Annotated in this window: 13 protein-coding genes; 7 read left to right on the top strand and 6 right to left on the bottom strand. The window is 37.2% G+C overall.

The window, feature by feature from the left end:
• The first annotated feature begins 51 nt into the window (after positions 1–51).
• The 5 genes from JF259_RS09995 (at position 52) to JF259_RS09975 (ending at position 7662) form a co-directional block, all read left to right on the top strand.
• A complete protein-coding gene (locus tag JF259_RS09995; protein WP_199115179.1) occupies positions 52–900 on the top strand; it encodes a universal stress protein in 849 nt (282 codons plus the stop codon).
• Positions 897–3125, top strand: a complete 2229-nt coding sequence (locus JF259_RS09990; RefSeq protein WP_199115178.1) for a SulP family inorganic anion transporter — start codon at positions 897–899, stop codon at positions 3123–3125. The genes JF259_RS09995 and JF259_RS09990 overlap by 4 nt, the downstream gene beginning before the upstream one ends.
• Positions 3126–3227: 102 nt before the next feature.
• Positions 3228–4088, top strand: a complete 861-nt coding sequence (locus tag JF259_RS09985; RefSeq protein ID WP_199115177.1) for an MBL fold metallo-hydrolase — start codon at positions 3228–3230, stop codon at positions 4086–4088.
• Positions 4089–4109: 21 nt separating this feature from the next.
• Complete coding sequence (locus JF259_RS09980; RefSeq protein ID WP_199115176.1) at positions 4110–5714, top strand: S8 family peptidase; 1605 nt, start codon at positions 4110–4112, stop codon at positions 5712–5714.
• 109 nt (positions 5715–5823) lie between these two features.
• Positions 5824–7662, top strand: coding sequence for a M1 family metallopeptidase (locus JF259_RS09975; protein WP_199115175.1), 1839 nt, complete (start codon positions 5824–5826; stop codon positions 7660–7662).
• A gap of 867 nt (positions 7663–8529) precedes the next feature.
• Here JF259_RS09975 and JF259_RS09970 read toward each other — a convergent pair.
• Positions 8530–9486, bottom strand: coding sequence for a M28 family metallopeptidase (locus JF259_RS09970; protein ID WP_199115174.1), 957 nt, complete (start codon positions 9484–9486; stop codon positions 8530–8532).
• A gap of 224 nt (positions 9487–9710) precedes the next feature.
• Between JF259_RS09970 and JF259_RS09965 the strand changes: the two genes are divergently transcribed.
• Positions 9711–11804: a prolyl oligopeptidase family serine peptidase gene (locus JF259_RS09965; protein ID WP_199115173.1), complete on the top strand. Its 2094-nt coding sequence runs from the start codon at positions 9711–9713 to the stop codon at positions 11802–11804.
• A gap of 70 nt (positions 11805–11874) precedes the next feature.
• Complete coding sequence (locus tag JF259_RS09960; protein ID WP_199115172.1) at positions 11875–12783, top strand: ABC transporter ATP-binding protein; 909 nt, start codon at positions 11875–11877, stop codon at positions 12781–12783.
• 5 nt (positions 12784–12788) lie between these two features.
• Here JF259_RS09960 and JF259_RS09955 read toward each other — a convergent pair whose 3' ends face one another.
• The 5 genes from JF259_RS09955 to accC all read right to left on the bottom strand — a co-directional run bounded on the left by JF259_RS09955 (position 12789) and on the right by accC (position 18088).
• On the bottom strand, positions 12789–13259 hold the full coding sequence (locus JF259_RS09955; protein WP_199115171.1) for a GreA/GreB family elongation factor: 471 nt from the start codon (positions 13257–13259) through the stop codon (positions 12789–12791).
• Positions 13240–13935 carry a monofunctional biosynthetic peptidoglycan transglycosylase gene (gene mtgA / locus JF259_RS09950; protein WP_199115170.1) on the bottom strand — a complete coding sequence of 232 codons (696 nt, stop codon included), beginning with the start codon at positions 13933–13935 and terminating at the stop codon, positions 13240–13242. The genes JF259_RS09955 and mtgA overlap by 20 nt, the downstream gene beginning before the upstream one ends.
• A gap of 5 nt (positions 13936–13940) precedes the next feature.
• A complete protein-coding gene (locus JF259_RS09945) occupies positions 13941–15053 on the bottom strand; it encodes an NAD(P)/FAD-dependent oxidoreductase (protein ID WP_199115169.1) in 1113 nt (370 codons plus the stop codon).
• A 59-nt stretch (positions 15054–15112) separates the two neighbouring features.
• Positions 15113–16633 carry a sulfatase family protein gene (locus tag JF259_RS09940; protein WP_317192079.1) on the bottom strand — a complete coding sequence of 507 codons (1521 nt, stop codon included), beginning with the start codon at positions 16631–16633 and terminating at the stop codon, positions 15113–15115.
• Positions 16634–16735: 102 nt separating this feature from the next.
• Entirely contained in the window at positions 16736–18088 is a 1353-nt protein-coding gene (gene accC, locus JF259_RS09935; protein WP_199115168.1) for an acetyl-CoA carboxylase biotin carboxylase subunit, read from the bottom strand.
• Positions 18089–18119: the final 31 nt, after the last annotated feature.

Genomic DNA, 18119 nt, shown 5'->3' with positions numbered 1-18119 from the left:
GTTTTCAAAAAATAGTATCTTACGACTTTTAAGAATAAAATAACAAACACAGTGGTTTTAAAACCTTTTAAAAGTATTGGAATAGGCGTGGCGTTTTCGCCCACTCTAAAGGCGAATTTATACGAAGCAGCAAGGTTGTCCATTTTTTTTGAATCCAAATTATTCTTAATACATGTAGGAGAAGCATCTGAGGATAAGATTAACATGCTTCACGATATCCTTAGTCCGTTTAAAAAAGATAACTTAACTTTTGAAGCCGTTTTTAAAACAGGTAAGCCTGTAAATGTTATTCTTTCGGTAGCCGAAAAAAAGCATATAGACTTACTTATTCTTGGGGCCGTACAACGTGAGCAGTTCCTAAAATATTATGTAGGTTCCATTGCAAGAAAGATTACACGACAAGCCCAGTGCTCTATTTTATTGCTAATAAAACCTGCTGTAGAAAGAGTACCCTGTAAAAACATTGTCGTAAACGGTTTGGAAGATCCAAAAACTAAAAACACGATTACTTATGCATTTTACGTAGCAAAAATGCTTAGTGCTGAAAAAATTACGATTGTAGAAGAAATTAAACAAGATACCATTCACGTAAGGGTAGATGACGACAAATCTTTAAGGAAGGCTAACATTATAAAGGAGCGTATTAAACTTAGGGAAAATTCAAGAGTAAATGAGATCGTTCAAGACATACCAAACACCTATACAGATGATATTGCTATTAAATCACAACCTATTTTTGGAAAACAAGGCTATTCCATTGGTCATTATGCCCAAATTACGCGTGCCGATTTATTAGTTATGAATGCACCTTTAAAGATGACTTTTTGGGATCGCTTATTTCCTCATGATATTGAACATATTTTAACCGAACTTCCAACCGATGTACTAATTCTTCAATGAGCCCCAAAAAGAATAACATAAAAACTTTTTTTAAAGCATTACCAAAAAATATATTTTCTGGTTTTGTTGTAAGCCTAATAGCCTTACCTTTAGGTTTAGGGCTTGCAATGGCGAGTGAAGCACCTCCCATTGCGGGTATTATTTCGGCCGTTGTAGGAGGTATTATTGTAGCAATATTAGGCGGGAGTCATGTTACCATTGCTGGACCGGGTAATGGTTTAGTTGGTGTACTGTTAATCGCCATTACAACCCTAGGAATAGAAAACGCTTATGTGGCCATTGTGTTCTCGGGAATGCTTCTTTTGCTTCTTGGTTTTTTAAGAATGGGAACCTTGGCCGATTTTTTCCCTTCGTCCGCAATACAAGGGATGCTGGCGGCCATAGGTTTGATCATTTTGGGTAAACAATTCCATATCATGTTTGCCCATAAGATTATGCGAGAGGAGACTATCGATTACCTCATCGAAATCCCATTTACCATTAACGATGCCATTCATTATAAAAGCGATGGCTTAATCTATGCCGCATTGGCAGGTGTTATGAGCTTGGCCACCATGCTGTTCTATTCCAAGATTAGGAACAAATATCTACAGCTCATTCCAGCACCTATGTGGATTGTTATTCTATCCATTGGGTTTAGTTATTATTTTGAGCTGATTGTACATGAACCCAACCCTATTGCCAAAGAATACATGATTTCGGGAATTCCCAGTATTCATGAAATTATATCCGATATTCCTAGCCTAAAACTAAACAAAATAGGAAGCCTTTCATTTTGGGCCAGCGTATTGGCATTAACATTAATAGCCAGTATAGAATCGCTTTTAAGCATTAAAGCTGTCGATAAATTAGACCCTGAAAAAAGGCGTTCTAATGTAAATAAAGATCTTAAAGCATTGGGGCTTGCCACTATTGGAAGTGGCTTTCTTGGTGGCCTTAACGTAGTAACTGTAATTGCTAGAAGTTCTGTTAATGTCAATAATGGCGCTACTAACAGGTCCTCCAATTTCTTTCATGCCGTGTTTTTAGTCCTGTTTATTGTTTTGTTCAGTACGCAGTTAACCCGGATTCCGTTACCGGCCCTTATGGCAATTTTGGTTTATACAGGATATAAATTAGCATCACCAAAGGTGGTTACAAAAATATTCTCGATTGGTAAGGAACAGCTCATAATTTTCTTTGTAACGCTAGTTATAACATTAAAAGTAGGTCTTATAACAGGTATTTTGGCAGGTGTTATTACCACCTTAATCATTCATATCATAATAAGTAAAAGTATTGGTCTGTTTTTAAGGAACGTATTAAAACCAAACGTTTTAATGTTTAAAGAAGAAGAGTCTACTACAAGTTATTATGTGAGCGTAAAACACTTTTGTAGTTTTTTAAATTATTTTAGGTTAAAAGGGCATCTTGAAGCAGTTCCCGAAGATCAGGATGTTATAGTCGATTTTTCCCTGTGTGAGTTTGTTGACCATACGGTTATGGAAAACATGGCAAGTTATCAGGAACTCTTCAATAAAAGAGGCGGCCATTTTGATGTTATTGGACTGGATATGCACGATACCGATTCAAAACATCCGTTTGCTTTAAGGCGTTTGCTCCCTGTGCCAAATATCATAAAAAGCAGCCTTACACGTAGGCAAACAAATATAAAAGAGCTTGCCGAAGATTATGGGCTAGACTATGATTTTAGAAAGCAAAAACGAACACAATTTCTAAGCGACTTTTTGTTTTTCAATACTAAAAACACCAATCATATATACAATCAACTATCTTATAAAGATAAGACCATTCGCTTGTTCGATATAGAGTTTTCCGAAGGTGAGTTTATAGCAAAAGAAGTGGTTCGTTCAACAATGCTTCATATTAGTTTAGAGCAGGATATTCCTGAATTTACGCTTGATAAAGAAGGCTTTTTAGAAAAGGTGTACGCTTTTGCTGGGTTTAAGGACATTCCGTTTCAGAACCACTCCGATTTTTCTAAACGCTTTTATTTATTGGGGGAACATGAACAAGCAATTCGTGATTTTTTTAATGATGAGCTTATTCATTTCTTTGAAAGTAACCCATATTATCATGTTGAGTCCAATGGATCTTCGCTTTTAGTATTTGGAAAAGAACGTTTGGCTAGTATTAAAGAAATAAAGGCATTGTTAGATTTTGGTAAGCGCCTAAAAACTGTAGTTATTGCTTCTACAGCGCATTTCCAACATAATATGTCTTAAAGTATTAACGTTTTCTTAATTTATACGCCTATTTCATAAGATTAAAATACTTTTGTGTTACGTAAAATAACTTTTTAAAGTATCGGCTATTAATATAAAGTAATGAACCTATACCCTATAAATTCTGGCAACTTTAAGTTGGATGGTGGCGCTATGTTTGGTGTTGTTCCAAAGGCCTTATGGCAAAGGACCAATCCGGCCGATGCCAATAATATGATCGATATTGCAGCGCGTTGTTTACTTATTGAAGAAGGTAACCGCTTAATTTTAATCGATACTGGAATGGGTAACAAACAATCCGATAAATTCTTTGGATATTACCATTTATGGGGAAACGATACAATAGACACTTCCTTAAAACAATATGGTTTTAATCGCGATGATATTACCGATGTGTTTATGACACACCTACACTTCGATCATTGTGGCGGTAGTATACAATGGAACAAAGGCCGAACAGGTTACGAACCAGCATTTAAAAATGCCCATTTTTGGAGCAATAAAGACCACTGGCAGTGGGCCACACAGCCCAATAAAAGAGAAAAAGCATCTTTTTTAAAGGAAAACATCCTTCCAATGGAAGCAAGCAATCAACTTAAGTTTGTAGGGCTTCCAATTGGCGATACCATTAAAAACTCAGAACTAGGTTTTGATATCTTCTTTGCCGACGGACATACCGAAAAACAAATGATTCCGTTAATACATTATAAAGACAAGGTTATTGCTTTTATGGCCGATTTGCTTCCCACTGTAGGGCATTTGCCATTACCTTACATTATGGGTTATGATACAAGACCATTATTAACATTGGAAGAAAAAGAACGGTTTCTTAACATAGCTGCAGATAAAAACTACTACTTGTTTTTAGAGCACGATGCCCATAACGAGATTATTACAGTGCAGCACACAGAAAAAGGAGTAAGACTAAAAAACACCTATACAACAAACGATATTTTTAACTAAAATTTACACTAATAAAGAATAATGAGAACATTTAGAATACTAACTGCGGCTGCCTTTGCTGCCACTATAATTACTGGTTGTGGAAGTACCGCCAATATTATATCGACACCTATTGAGAATATCGATACCATTCCATTAAAGGTGTCAGAATTAACAGAAGCTGAAAAACACAATTGGGGGCATCTGGATTTAATAAAAGACACCATTCCAGGCATGAGTGTTGACAAGGCTTACGCAGAAATCATTAAAGGTCAAAAAGGAAAATCCGTTATTGTAGCCGTGATCGATTCAGGAATTGATATCGATCATGAAGATCTTGATGACGTGATTTGGACCAATACAGATGAAATACCAAATAATGGTAAGGATGATGACAAAAACGGTTATGTGGATGATGTACACGGTTGGAACTTTTTAGGTGATGGTTACGATGAGCAATTAGAGTTTGTTCGTATCCTTGCTAACAATATGACCGATCATCCAGATTATGAGCGTGCTAAAGCCGAATACGAAAAAGATTATCAAAAATACACAGGACTTAAAACCAATTACGAGCAGTTCCTGCAACAACTATCTATTGCCGATGAAGCTGTTTCTAAACATTTAAACAAATCGGACTATACTAAAGCTGATGTTGAGGGTATTAAAACAGAAGATGAGTCCTTAGAAAAAGCAGCCTCTATGATAAAGTATGTTTACAGTTTAGGCATGGATTCTGTTTCCGATTTTAAGAAAGAGTTAAAAAACGGTATAGAGCACTTTACAGATCGCTTGAATGCTAATCTTAATAAAGATCTTAAAGGACGTGTTACTGGTGATAATCCTGATGATATGTCTACCAAATATTATGGAAATGGCAATGTAAAGCCTGTTAAGAAAAGTGAAAGCCACGGGACGCACGTTGCTGGTATTATCGCTGCTGAACGCAATAATGGTAAAGGCGCTAATGGCGTTGCAAACAATGTGCAAATTATGAGTATTCGTGCAGTACCCAACGGAGATGAGTACGATAAAGATATTGCATTGGCCATTCGTTATGCCGTTGATAATGGAGCAAAAATCATTAATGGAAGCTTTGGTAAATACTACTCAACTCATAGCGACTGGGTTCGTGAAGCTATTGCCTATGCCGGAAAAAAAGATGTATTGTTTGTGAATGCAGCTGGAAACGAAAGTCAAGATCTAGACAAAAAAGCTTGTTATCCCAACGATCAGGTAAATAATGGTCCAGAAGTATCCGATACCTTTATAACTGTTGGTGCTTTAGAGCCTAAGTATGGTACAGAAATGATTGCAGGTTTTTCTAATTACGGAAAAATAAATGTTGATGTGTTCGCTCCTGGAGCCAAAGTGTATTCCACAACACCCGAAAATGAGTACGATACCAAAGGCGGTACGTCTATGGCAGCTCCTGCTGTTGCTGGTGTTGCGGCTTTAATACGGTCGTATTTCCCTAAGTTAAAAGCTTCAGAAGTAAAACAAATACTTATGGATTCTGGACTTGCAGTAAAAACAAAAGTCATTGTTGGTGGTGATGCCGAAAATATTCAGCCATTTGCCAATTTAACAAAATCAGGAAAAATGGTTAATGCTTATAATGCCTTAATTATGGCGTCTAAACTTTAATTGTAATAATTTTTATAAAGAGAGGCTTTTATAGCCTCTTTTTTTTCAACTTTAATGCCCTGTTCAGTCTACGGACAGCTTTTAGATAAAAAACAATAAACTCTAACGTATGAAACGATTTTTAGCTTTTTTCTTTATTAGTGTTCTTTTTGCTTGCACAAGTACTAAGACAGTATCTGTACCATCTTCTGCTATACCAAGTGTTCCCAGTACCCAAAAACCAGGATATTGGCAGCAACATGTAGACTATACTATGGAAATTGACATGGATGTAAACACCTATCGGTATGACGGAAAACAAATCTTAGTGTATACAAACAATTCTCCCGATGTATTGAATCGAGTATATTATCACTTATATTTCAACGCTTTTCAACCAGGAAGCGAAATGGATGTGCGTTCACGAACCATTGCAGATCCAGATGGTAGGGTAAAGGATAGGATTAGCAAGTTAAGCCCTGATGAAATAGGGTATATAAAAGTAAGCTCCTTAAAACAAAATGGGACAGTTTTAAAATATGAAACTGTTGGCACTGTATTGGAGGTCGACCTTGCAAAACCCATTCAACCAGGAGAAAAGGTAACTTTCGATATGATCTTTAACGCACAGGTGCCAGTTCAAATTCGTCGCTCCGGAAGGAATAACAAGGAAGGTGTGGTTCTATCTATGGCACAATGGTATCCTAAGCTGGCTGAATACGATTTTGAAGGCTGGCATGCCGACCCCTATATTGGAAGAGAATTTCATGGTGTTTGGGGTAATTTTGATGTAAAATTAACTATTGATAAAAACTATGTTGTGGGCGGCACAGGGTATTTACAAAACCCTAATACAATTGGACATGGCTATGAAACGGGAACTGTTACTCCTGCACAAAGCGATAAGCTTACTTGGCACTTTAAAGCGCCCAATGTACATGATTTTACCTGGGCTGCCGATCCCGATTTTAATCATGACACCAAGCAGGTGCCTAACGGTCCCTTGCTTCACTTTTTGTATAAAAAGACCATGCCATCGGATAAACTAAAGAACTGGAAGCGCTTGCAACCCAAAGCGGTTGAGTTGATGCAGTTTTACAGTACCAACATTGGGACATACCCTTACAATCAATATTCTATCATTCAAGGAGGTGACGGCGGTATGGAGTATGCCATGTGTACGCTCATACTAGGAGAAGGTAGTTTTGATGGTTTATTTGGTGTAACCGCACACGAAATGGCACATACCTGGTTTCAGTTCTTACTGGCTACCAACGAGGCGCGACATTACTGGATGGATGAGGGGTTTACGGAATATTTTGGGGAACTGGCCGGTAGTCATATACTAAAAACGGACTTTGACATGTCGCGAACCAAGGTGTTCGACACCTATGCTTACCTCGCCAAGTCGGGCCATGAAGAACCCCTAACTGCTCATGCCGACAGGCATAACTTGAATAAGTCTTACAGCATTTCGGCTTATTACAAAGGTTTTGTGTTTTTGTCTCAATTAGGTTATGTTATTGGTGAAGACAACCTAAAGCAAACAATAAAAAAATACTTTAACGACTTTAAGTTTAAACATCCAGTGCCTATCGATATTATTAGGAGTGCAGAAAAAGTATCTGGATTGGAATTGGATTGGTATTTAATCGATTTTGCGCAAACAACCAACACTATCGATTACGGTGTTAAATCGGTTGATGGTAATACCGTTACCCTGGAACGTATTGGTTTAATGCCCATGCCTATAGACCTAACTGTTACCTATACAGATGGTTCTACGCAAGACTATTACATCCCATTACAAATGATGCGTGGTGAAAAACCAACTAAGGCAACCATTATAAAAGACTGGGCTTGGGCTTATCCTACGTATAGTTTTACTGCTGCAAAAACTGTAAAGAGTGTTGAAATAGATCCTAAGTATAGGATGGCAGATGTTAATAAGCTCAATAACAAGATGTAGTTTTTGTTAAACAAATAAATTAAGGGTATAAAAGGTCTTTTATTGTATCGAAAGACCTTTTTTGTACTCCAATTTCACAAGAGGTTTTATCTATATTGTCATATTGAACGTAAGCGAAATATCTATACCTTCATTATTTAAGCAGGGTTTTATCGTAAGCCTAGACTTTTTTGCTTATTTTTTTCGGCAATGGAAAAGTAAGAGATTATAATACAGTCCTAACCAACGATTCCAAACATAATACAAAACATGGCTTTTTATATACATATCCAAACGTAGATGCCTGCCTGCGCAGGCAGGACAAGGAAAAATAAAGAGAAGATGGATTCCGGCCTACCGATAAAACCCCTAAAAATCAAGGTAGCAGCGAGGGTATAAGTATGAAAATCTTGTTTGACCCCGAAGCAATGAGGGGGAGGTATTTTCATCCGTGGATGGGGATACCGTAGCATTTTATCAGGGTTTTATCGTAAGCCTAGACTTTTTTGCTTACTTTTTTCGGCAATGGAAAAAAGTAAGGGAACACACCCTTTGTCATACCTGTATTTTGTCTTTGCTAAAGATAAACTGTGGCTGGTATCCACTTAAAATTCCAGAGTTTTAATGAGACCAACAAAACATAGCTATCAATCATTTACATTAATAACGAAGACCTCAGCCTACCGATAAACATGAAGCAAACCTAATACATGACTTTAGTACTCATTATACTTTTATGTTGTTCATTCTGAATGAAATGAAGAATCTTTTAAAATATAATTTGTTGATTTTAACGAATTAATATTCTTCGATTTAGCCTGTCTTGAGCCACAGCCGAAAGGCTCTGAATGAACAAAATTAATCACTTTTCAGACCTCATGATTGGCTTTAATCTTGATTAATAAAATATAAATTTTCACGTGAAGAGGCCTTTTTTAAAATGGTTTGAAAAATATATTCACAAACCAGTTTTTCTCCTGGTAAATTAATCAAGTCCAATGTGTCCTCTGGTGTATGATATTGCGGATGGCCTCCAGTATGCATTCCTAAAACCGATATGCCTTTCTTATAAAATGATACATGATCCGATCCTCCTACAGATCCAGCATGTACTATTGGATTTACTCCTAAAGATTTACCAAGTGATTTCATGAATTCAACACCATCTGGAAAGGTGCCTGCCCCTCCCATGTAGACATGTTTTTCGGTATTCATTCTTCCTACCATATCCATGTTTATCATGAGTTTAATTTGGGAAAGTGGAACAGTAGGGTGTTCCACAAAGTACTTGCTCCCTAAAAGTCCTTGCTCTTCTGCTCCAAATGCAATAAATAAAACACTGCGCTTTAACTGTTCTTTTTGAGACACAAACTTCTCGGCAATTTCCAATAAAGCAGCTGTTCCACTGGCATTATCATCTGCTCCAAAATGAATAGTGTTTTTTTTATCCGATTTAGAAGATGGCCCACCAAGCCCTAAATGGTCGTAATGTGCTCCTAAAACAATATATTCATTTTTTAATTCCGGATCATTCCCTTCAATAAAACCAACAACATTACACGTTGTAACCACTGGTTTTTCTTCAACTCCTTTCTCTACCCGCAGAGGTGCATCAAAAGTTTGTTTGTACCCTTTATTAAAAGCCTCCAACCCCATAGCCTTAAATTCCTTTCTTAAATACTTAACAACACGTTTGTTTTCCTTTCCTCCCGGATAACGCCCTCCATTTTTTTCGGATGTCAAAAACTGAATATGCTCTTTAATCTCGCTTTCAGTAATTTCAGACTGGGAAAACAACGAAAAGCAACTTACTGCTAATAATAAAACTAAAAAGGGCTTTTTCATAAAAAGTTTAATTTTAAAGTCAAAAGTAATGCAATTAGCTTATAAAGCATAAACTTTAAGACCAACGACAAAAATGGAAGGGTTTTCGTTATTTTTAATGCATTGCAAATTGAAATGATCTTTCAGTCATTTTCAGAAATAGAAAAAGTCAAGATGACTTCATTAATATATTACATAAACAACAAATTAATTAGTAGTATTGTAGTAGCAATAATCTCTGTGGTATGCATACAAAAACCTGTAAAAAAGCACTTATAAATTACCCTGAAACAAAAACTGTTGACATTGTAGATACTTATTTTGGCATAGAAGTAGAAGATCCTTATCGCTGGTTAGAAAATGACAGGGCTACTGAAACGGAAGCATGGGTAAACGCTCAAAACGAGGTGACCAATATGTATCTGGAAAAGATTCCTTTTAGGGATGCATTAAAAAAACGCTTATCGCATTTATGGAATTATGAAAAGATAGGTGCACCATTTACTGAAGGTCAATACACCTATTTCTCTAAAAATGATGGTCTACAAAACCAACATGTTATTTACAGGAAAAAAGAAAAAGGAGAAGATGAGGTGTTTTTAGATCCCAACACTTTTTCTAAAGACGGCACCATTTCTTTAGGAGGCTTGAGTTTTTCTAACGATGGTTCAACTTTAGCGTATTCCATTTCTGAGGGAGGAAGTGATTGGCGGAAAATTCTGTTGATGGATACCGAAACCAAAGCCCTTTTGGAGGATACGATCATTGATGTAAAGTTTGGCAACATTGCGTGGTATAAAAACGAAGGTTTTTACTATTCAAGCTACGATAAACCTAATGGCAGTGAGCTATCTGCCAAAACCGATCAACATAAGTTGTATTATCACAAACTAGGAACACCCCAAACGGAGGATCTTTTAATTTTTGGCAGTACGCCAAAAGAAAAATATCGTTACGTCTACGGAAGTGTTACCGAAGACAACAAATTTTTGATTATCTCGGCTAAAATAGCAACATCTGGAAACAAACTCTTTATAAAAGACCTTACTAAACCAGACAGTAAGCTTATTACCATTTTAGACCATCCCGATAGCGACACTTCTGTTATTGAAAATAATGGAAACACATTGTTTCTAGTTACAAACTTACATGCTCCTAACAAAAAAATTGTAACAGTTGACGCGAACAATCCTACGCCAGAACATTGGGTGGATTTTATTCCAGAAACCGAACAAGTATTAAGCCCCACAACAGGAGGTGGGTTCTTATTTGCTCATTATATGGCCGATGCTCATTCTAAGCTAAAACAATACGATTATAAAGGCACATTAATTCGAGAAATCGAACTTTCAGGTATAGGTACCGCTAATGGTTTTAGCGGAAAAAGAAAAGACAAAACTTTGTACTATGCCTTTACCAATTACTACACACCTTCTTCTATTTATGGCTTTGATCCTAACTCGGGAAAAACAACTTTATACTGGAAGCCTACTATTGATTTTAATAGTATTGATTACGAAAGTCATCAGGTATTTTATACTTCTAAGGATGGCACTAAAATACCTATGGTAATTACCCATAAAAAAGGATTACAGAAAAATGGTAAAAACCCAACAATTTTGTACGGATACGGTGGATTTAATATAAGCCTAACACCTGCTTTTAGTATTACGAATGCTATTTGGATGGAGCTAGGCGGTATTTTAGCTGTTCCCAATTTAAGAGGTGGCGGTGAATATGGTCGCTCTTGGCACGATGCTGGAATTCAACTTAAAAAACAAAACGTATTCGATGATTTTATTGCTGCAGGCGAGTACTTAATTGAAAACAACTATACGGCTTCTGATTATTTAGCCGTTAGGGGAGGCTCTAATGGCGGCTTATTGGTTGGAGCAACCATGACCCAACGCCCCGATCTGGCTAAAGTAGCACTGCCAGCAGTAGGTGTTTTAGACATGTTGCGCTACCACACTTTTACTGCTGGTGCTGGATGGGCTTATGATTACGGAACAGCCAACGACAGTAAAACCATGTTCGAATACCTTAGAGGTTATTCGCCTGTCCATAATGTGAAAGCCGGCACGGTCTATCCTGCAACTTTAATAACTACAGCGGATCATGATGACCGTGTAGTCCCGGCTCATAGCTTTAAATTTGCAGCCGAGCTACAACATAAACAAATAGCCCCCAACCCTGTATTAATACGCATTGAAACTGATGCAGGGCATGGTGCTGGTACTCCAATTAGTAAAATCATCGATCAATATGCCGATATTTTTGGTTTCACACTGTACAACATGGGATTTAAAGCATTGCCAAATAAGGCAAATAAATATTAATTTAGAAATTCGGTTTTCAGTTCGGGCCCTAACTTCGGGATCATATTTTTTATAGTATTTTTGCCAAACTATGCTTCAAGTTAAAAACCTTAGTTTTTCGTACAATAAAACCACTATTCTAAAAAATCTCAATTTTAAAGTTAAAAAAGGGGAGCATCTCTCGATTATAGGAGAAAGTGGCTCGGGAAAAAGTACTCTATTAAAAGTTTTATATGGTGAATACGACCTTGATTCGGGGCATATTCTTTGGGACAACACCGAAATTTTAGGCCCAAAATTCAACTTGGTGGTTGGGTATGATTTTATGAAATATGTTGCCCAGGAATTCGATTTGATGCCATTTATTACCGTAGAAGAAAACATAGGGAAGTTCCTTTCTAATTTCTATCCCGAAGAGAAGCAACAACGTACTGCAGAACTACTGGAGGTGGTTGAGCTCACACCATTTTCAAAAACCAAGGTTAAAACCTTAAGCGGTGGCCAGAAACAACGTGTCGCCTTAGCTCGGGCTTTGGCCAAACAGCCAGAAATTATTTTATTGGACGAACCATTTAGTCACATCGATAATTTTAAAAAACAATCCCTACGAAGAAGTCTCTTTAAGTACTTAAAAACACATCATATTTCGTGTATTGTTGCAACACATGACAAAGACGATGTACTTGGTTATGCCGACCGGATGCTAGTACTTAACGATAAACAAATAGAAGTTAATGACATTCCCGAACAGTTATTCAAGAACCCCAAAACGCCGTTAACAGCTTCGTTTTTTGGAGAATTTAATGTTATAAACAACCGCATCGTTTATGCACATCAATTGAAGCTTGTAAACAAGTCTAATTTAAAAGCCACTGTAAAGCATTGTTATTTTAAAGGCCATTATTATTTAATAGAAGCTGATTTGAATGGTGACACGGTGTTTTTTGAACATGATGGTGCTTTGAAAACTGGCAAGGAAATTTCTTTAACCATGCCTTAATCCCACTAAAAAACAGCTTCAATTCTAAACGTTTGCATTCTAAAATGAATCTCATCCCCAACGCGTTTTCCTAACAATACTTTTGCAATGGGAGCACTCATAGAAATAGCATAGAACTTTTGATTATCCACAACCAACTCACCAGTACTTATAGCAATAAAATAATTGCCACTTGAAGTAAACACGATACTCCCTAAACCTATTGCTTCTGAAGATTTAGAAACATCAATTTTTGCTAAAACTTGATTGTTTTTTTGAATTTCAGCCAATTGTTGCCCTAACTTTTCACGTTCCAGTTGTACCATGGCACGCCCAGTTTCATGTTTATCGCCTGCTGTACTCTTGGTTTCCGATTCTAATGATTCTTCCAACTCTTGGATGGTTTTCCGGATGGTATCAAGCCGTGATCTTACAACCATACGACATTGACTATAGAGTACTTGCTTTAGGGGTTCTTTATTTATCTGTTCTGTCATAATTCAATACACCAAAATACCCAATTTGCTTTATAATCCAATCTTTTCTACGTTGAATATAATCTGATGCCGGATTGGCTTTATAGCCTCTAGGATTTGGCAAAACAGCAGCTATGGCTGCCGCTTCGGGCTGTGTTAACTGAGAAGCCGATTTCTTAAACCAATACTGCGATGCAGCCTCAGCACCGTATATGCCCGGTCCCATTTCAATACTGTTGAGATATACTTCCATAATACGCTCCTTTGTCCAAATAGATTCTATCAAAAATGTAAAATACGCTTCCAAACCCTTGCGCAACCAACTACGCTGTGGCCATAAAAATACATTTTTTGCCGTTTGTTGGCTAATGGTGCTGCCTCCTTTTATTCGCTTCCCTTTATTGTTGTTCTCGATCGCCTTTTCTATGGCCTTTATGTCGAAACCTTGGTGGTTCAGAAACTTTTGGTCTTCACTACAAATAACTGCTAACTGCAAATTTTTAGAAATTTCATCTATATGCTTCCAATCATGTTTCCAGACTAATTTCTTGTTATTTTGATATTGCTCTGCAGAACGAATAAGCATTAAAGGCGTAACAGGAATTGGCAACCATTTAAACACAAAAACAATTATAACAGATAAACCTATCAGCCATAAAACACATTTTAAAAGGAACCTCAAAAACCGTTTTATCATCTTACCTATACCAATTCTGCCAGTTCTTTTCCTACAATACTGCCTATAGCAATACCCATACCTCCCAAGCGTACACCGCAAAATACGTGATTGCTAATTTGTTTAACAATGGCTTTTTTTTGGTTTCCAACACCCATGATACCGCTCCAACTATAATCAACTTCGAAAGGCGTGTCTGGAAGAATGGTTGTTTGTAAAAGTTCTAGCAATTTATTTTGGATTAACTCAGTTTGCTGCATTTTGACGGTTTCCTCTCCTTTAAAATCAAGATTTCGTCCGCCTCCCAACAATATTCTATTATCTATATTTCTAAAATAATAATAACCCCTATCTAAATGGAATGTCCCTTTTATATGTAGATTCTTTATTGGTTTTGTTATTAATACTTGGGCTCTTGCGGGTTTTACAGGTTCTTGAAGTAATTGAGAAGCAAACCCATTGGTAGCAATGCATAGGTTAATAGATGAGAATTCAAATCGAGCTGTTTTTAATTTTACGCCATTACCGGTATCTTCAAAAGATTCTACTGTAATATTATTAAGGATCTTTATGTTTTTTGATTGTACTTTACGCAATAAGGCTTCCATCATTCTCCCTGTATCTAACTGCCCTTCAAATGAATTGAAAATACAATCGTTTTTAATATTTTTAAAGTTAAAGTTATCTGACCTTACATGAAATGCTGCCTCTTTAAAGACAGGTTCCAACAAGTCATTAATATATGCTCTTTGTAGTAAACAGGTTTCTAGTAGTTCGGCATCTGTATCACTGAACAACTCAAATCCTCCGTAATTTTTATAACCGATAACTTTATCCCCTAATGTCTGCCTTAATAATTGCAAGCCTTCAACCCGCCTTTTAACAAGCTGTAAAACATCTGTCTCCGAATGTGTTTTTAAGTCATCTAACAGCTCACTTAGGCTCCCAAAACAGGCAAAGCCCGCATTTTTGGTACTGGCTCCCTGTGGTAACATACCACGTTCCAAAATAAGGATATTAGCTTTTGGAAAACGTTCTCTTAAATATAAAGCACAGTTAAGCCCAACAATACCGCTGCCTATTACAGTATAGTCGACGTTTGTTAACCAGCTTTTTATTTCCCAATAAGACAGGTTCAAAATTATGAGGTCGTTAAAAAAAAACTAAGCTAGCTTTTTTTGAAAGCAAAAATGTCCTTTTATTGTCTTTCTTCTTCCAAAGCCTTTTTTAAAGTTTCTAATTTTTCAGGTTCAGATTGGGCCAAATTATGTCGTTGAGGCCTATCCTCTTTTAAATTATATAACTGGTAAATAGTATCCTTTCCTGTTTCAATATTTACCGACTTATTAATTTTAGCCCCTTTATGAGGAGGTATTAAAACCCAATCGCCTTCTCTATAAGCCGTTATGCCACCTTGCCCCAATATAAGTCCTTTTCTTCCTATATCAGATTTTCCTAAAAAGACATCGATTACATTTTTACTATCAGGTGTTTTATTTTCTTGACCTGTTAAAGCAGCAAATGAAGCCGTAAAATCCATTTGTGATACTAAGGCATCCGAAACCCCCGGTTTAATGGTTCCTTTCCAGCGAATCATAAAAGGAACATGTGTTCCTGCATCAAAAAGGCTGTACTTGCCTCCTCTAAGCCCTCCACTCGGCGTATGATTGCCTATTTTAGTGACAGCATCATCATGATAACCATCATCCAAAACGGGGCCATTATCACTTGAAAAAACAACAATAGTATTTTCAGAAAGCCCTAGCTTATCCAATTCATCCAAAAATTGTCCTATAGCCCAATCGGCTTCCAAAATAACATCGCCACGGGGGCCAAGACCCGATTTGCCTGCAAAACGGGGATGTGGTACGCGTGGCACATGGGGTTGGTGTAAAGCATAGAATAAGAAAAACGGACGGTCTTTATTGTCGTTTATGTATTTAATTGATTCCCTTAGGAAATCATCACTCATGTCTTCGTCTATAAACAAAGCCGATTTACCGCCCTTCATATAGCCAATACGGGAAATCCCATTGTGTATGCTCATATTATGTCCATGGCTGGGGTGCATCTTTAACAGTTCTGGGTTTTCTTTTCCGGTAGGTTCCCCCTCAAAATTCTTTTTATAACTTACTTGAATGGGATCATCGGGTGTTAACCCTACCACTTTATGGTTTTCAACATAGACTGATGGCACTCTATCATTTGTAGAAGCCATAATATAAGCATGATCAAAACCAATTTCTAAAGGTCCTGGAGCCACTTTACCATTCCAGTCCAAATTAGCATCACCCAAGCCCAAATGCCACTTTCCAACGACACCTGTTGTGTACCCGGCTCCTTTTAACATAGAAGGGAGGGTTTGTTTTCCAAGCTCAAAAAGTAAAGGCGCATTTCCAGGCAAAATCTGTGCTCTTTTAGATCTAAAAGGATATGTCCCAGATAACAAAGAATACCTACTAGGTGTACAGGTAGGGGAGGTAGCATAACCATTTGTAAACCGAATACCCTCATTGGCAATACGATCTAAATTTGGCGTTAACAACTCCGTCGAACCATAACTACTTACATCTCCAAAGCCAAGATCATCGGCATAGATTACAACGATGTTAGGTTTTGACACTGTAGGAGTTTCTTCTGTTTGTTTTTTAGCTTCTGTTTTACAGCTTGCCATGACAACCAACAGACCGAGACTTAAAATTTTGTGTGATACTTTCAAGAGATTAAATTTAGATGATTACTAACTTATTAATAGCACTAAAGTAAACAAATTAATCCAAAAAAAAACCTCTGAAATTGGTTTCAGAGGCTATATTTATTTTTATTCTTCAATTTGTTTTTCTATAACAAAGTCTTCCATAAACTTGGTAGTATAATTACCAGCCAAATAATCGGGATGATCCATTAACTGCCTATGGAAAGGAATTGTTGTTTTAATGCCTTCAATCACAAACTCATCTAAGGCCCGTTTCATTTTGTTTATTGCCTCTTCTCTTGTTTGCGCCGTGGTAATTAACTTTGCAATCATAGAGTCGTAGTTAGGCGGAATGGTATATCCTGCATATACATGAGTATCTAAGCGAACACCATGTCCCCCGGGGGCATGTAAGGTTGTTATTTTCCCTGGTGAAGGCCTAAATCCATTAAATGGATCTTCAGCATTGATTCGACATTCTATAGAATGTAATTTTGGTAAGTAATTTTTACCAGAAATCGGCACACCTGCTGCCACGAGAATTTGCTCACGAATTAAATCGAAATCGATAACTTGTTCGGTAATAGGGTGCTCTACTTGAATACGGGTATTCATTTCCATAAAGTAGAAATTCCTATGCTTATCAACCAAAAACTCGATGGTTCCAGCCCCTTCGTATTTAATATATTCTGCTGCTTTTACAGCTGCTTTACCCATTTTGTCCCTTAACTCATCAGTCATAAACGGCGAAGGTACCTCTTCTGTTAGTTTTTGGTGACGACGTTGTATCGAACAATCTCTCTCTGACAAATGACAAGCTTTACCTGTAGAATCACCTACAACCTGAATTTCGATATGCCTTGGCTCTTCAATAAGTTTTTCCATATACATATCGTCATTTCCAAAGGCAGCTTTAGATTCTTGTCTGGCAGAATCCCAAGCATCTTTAAGATCTTCAGGCTTGAAAACACCGCGCATGCCTTTTCCTCCACCTCCGGCAGAAGCCTTCAGCATCACGGGATAGCCTGTTTCCTTGGCTATCTTCTCACACTCTTCGAAGGTTGTAATAACGCCATCACTACCAGGGACACAAGGTACGCCGGCGGCTTTCATTGTTGCCTTGGCATTCGCTTTATCTCCCATTCTGTCGATCATCTCTGGAGAAGCCCCGATAAACTTTATGCCATGCTCTTCACAAATTTTAGAAAATTTTGCGTTTTCTGACAAGAAGCCATATCCTGGATGAATTGCATCTGCATTGGTAATTTCTGCAGCCGCAATGATATTAGACATTTTTAAATACGACTCACTACTAGATGCTGGCCCTATACAAACTGCTTCATCTGCAAACTTAACATGTAAACTTTCGGCATCGGCAGTGGAGTAGACCGCCACTGTTTTAATGCCCATTTCCTTACAGGTTCTTATAACACGCAATGCTATTTCCCCTCGGTTGGCAATTAGTATCTTTTTAAACATAACTTAGAATAAATTATGAATTCAGAATTCT

The sequence above is a fragment of the Snuella sedimenti genome (assembly GCF_016428595.1).
In the GTDB taxonomy this organism is placed as follows: Bacteria; Bacteroidota; Bacteroidia; order Flavobacteriales; family Flavobacteriaceae; genus Snuella; species Snuella sedimenti.
Note: the sequence above shows the minus strand (reverse complement) of the source record. Positions and strands in the feature narration are given on the sequence as shown.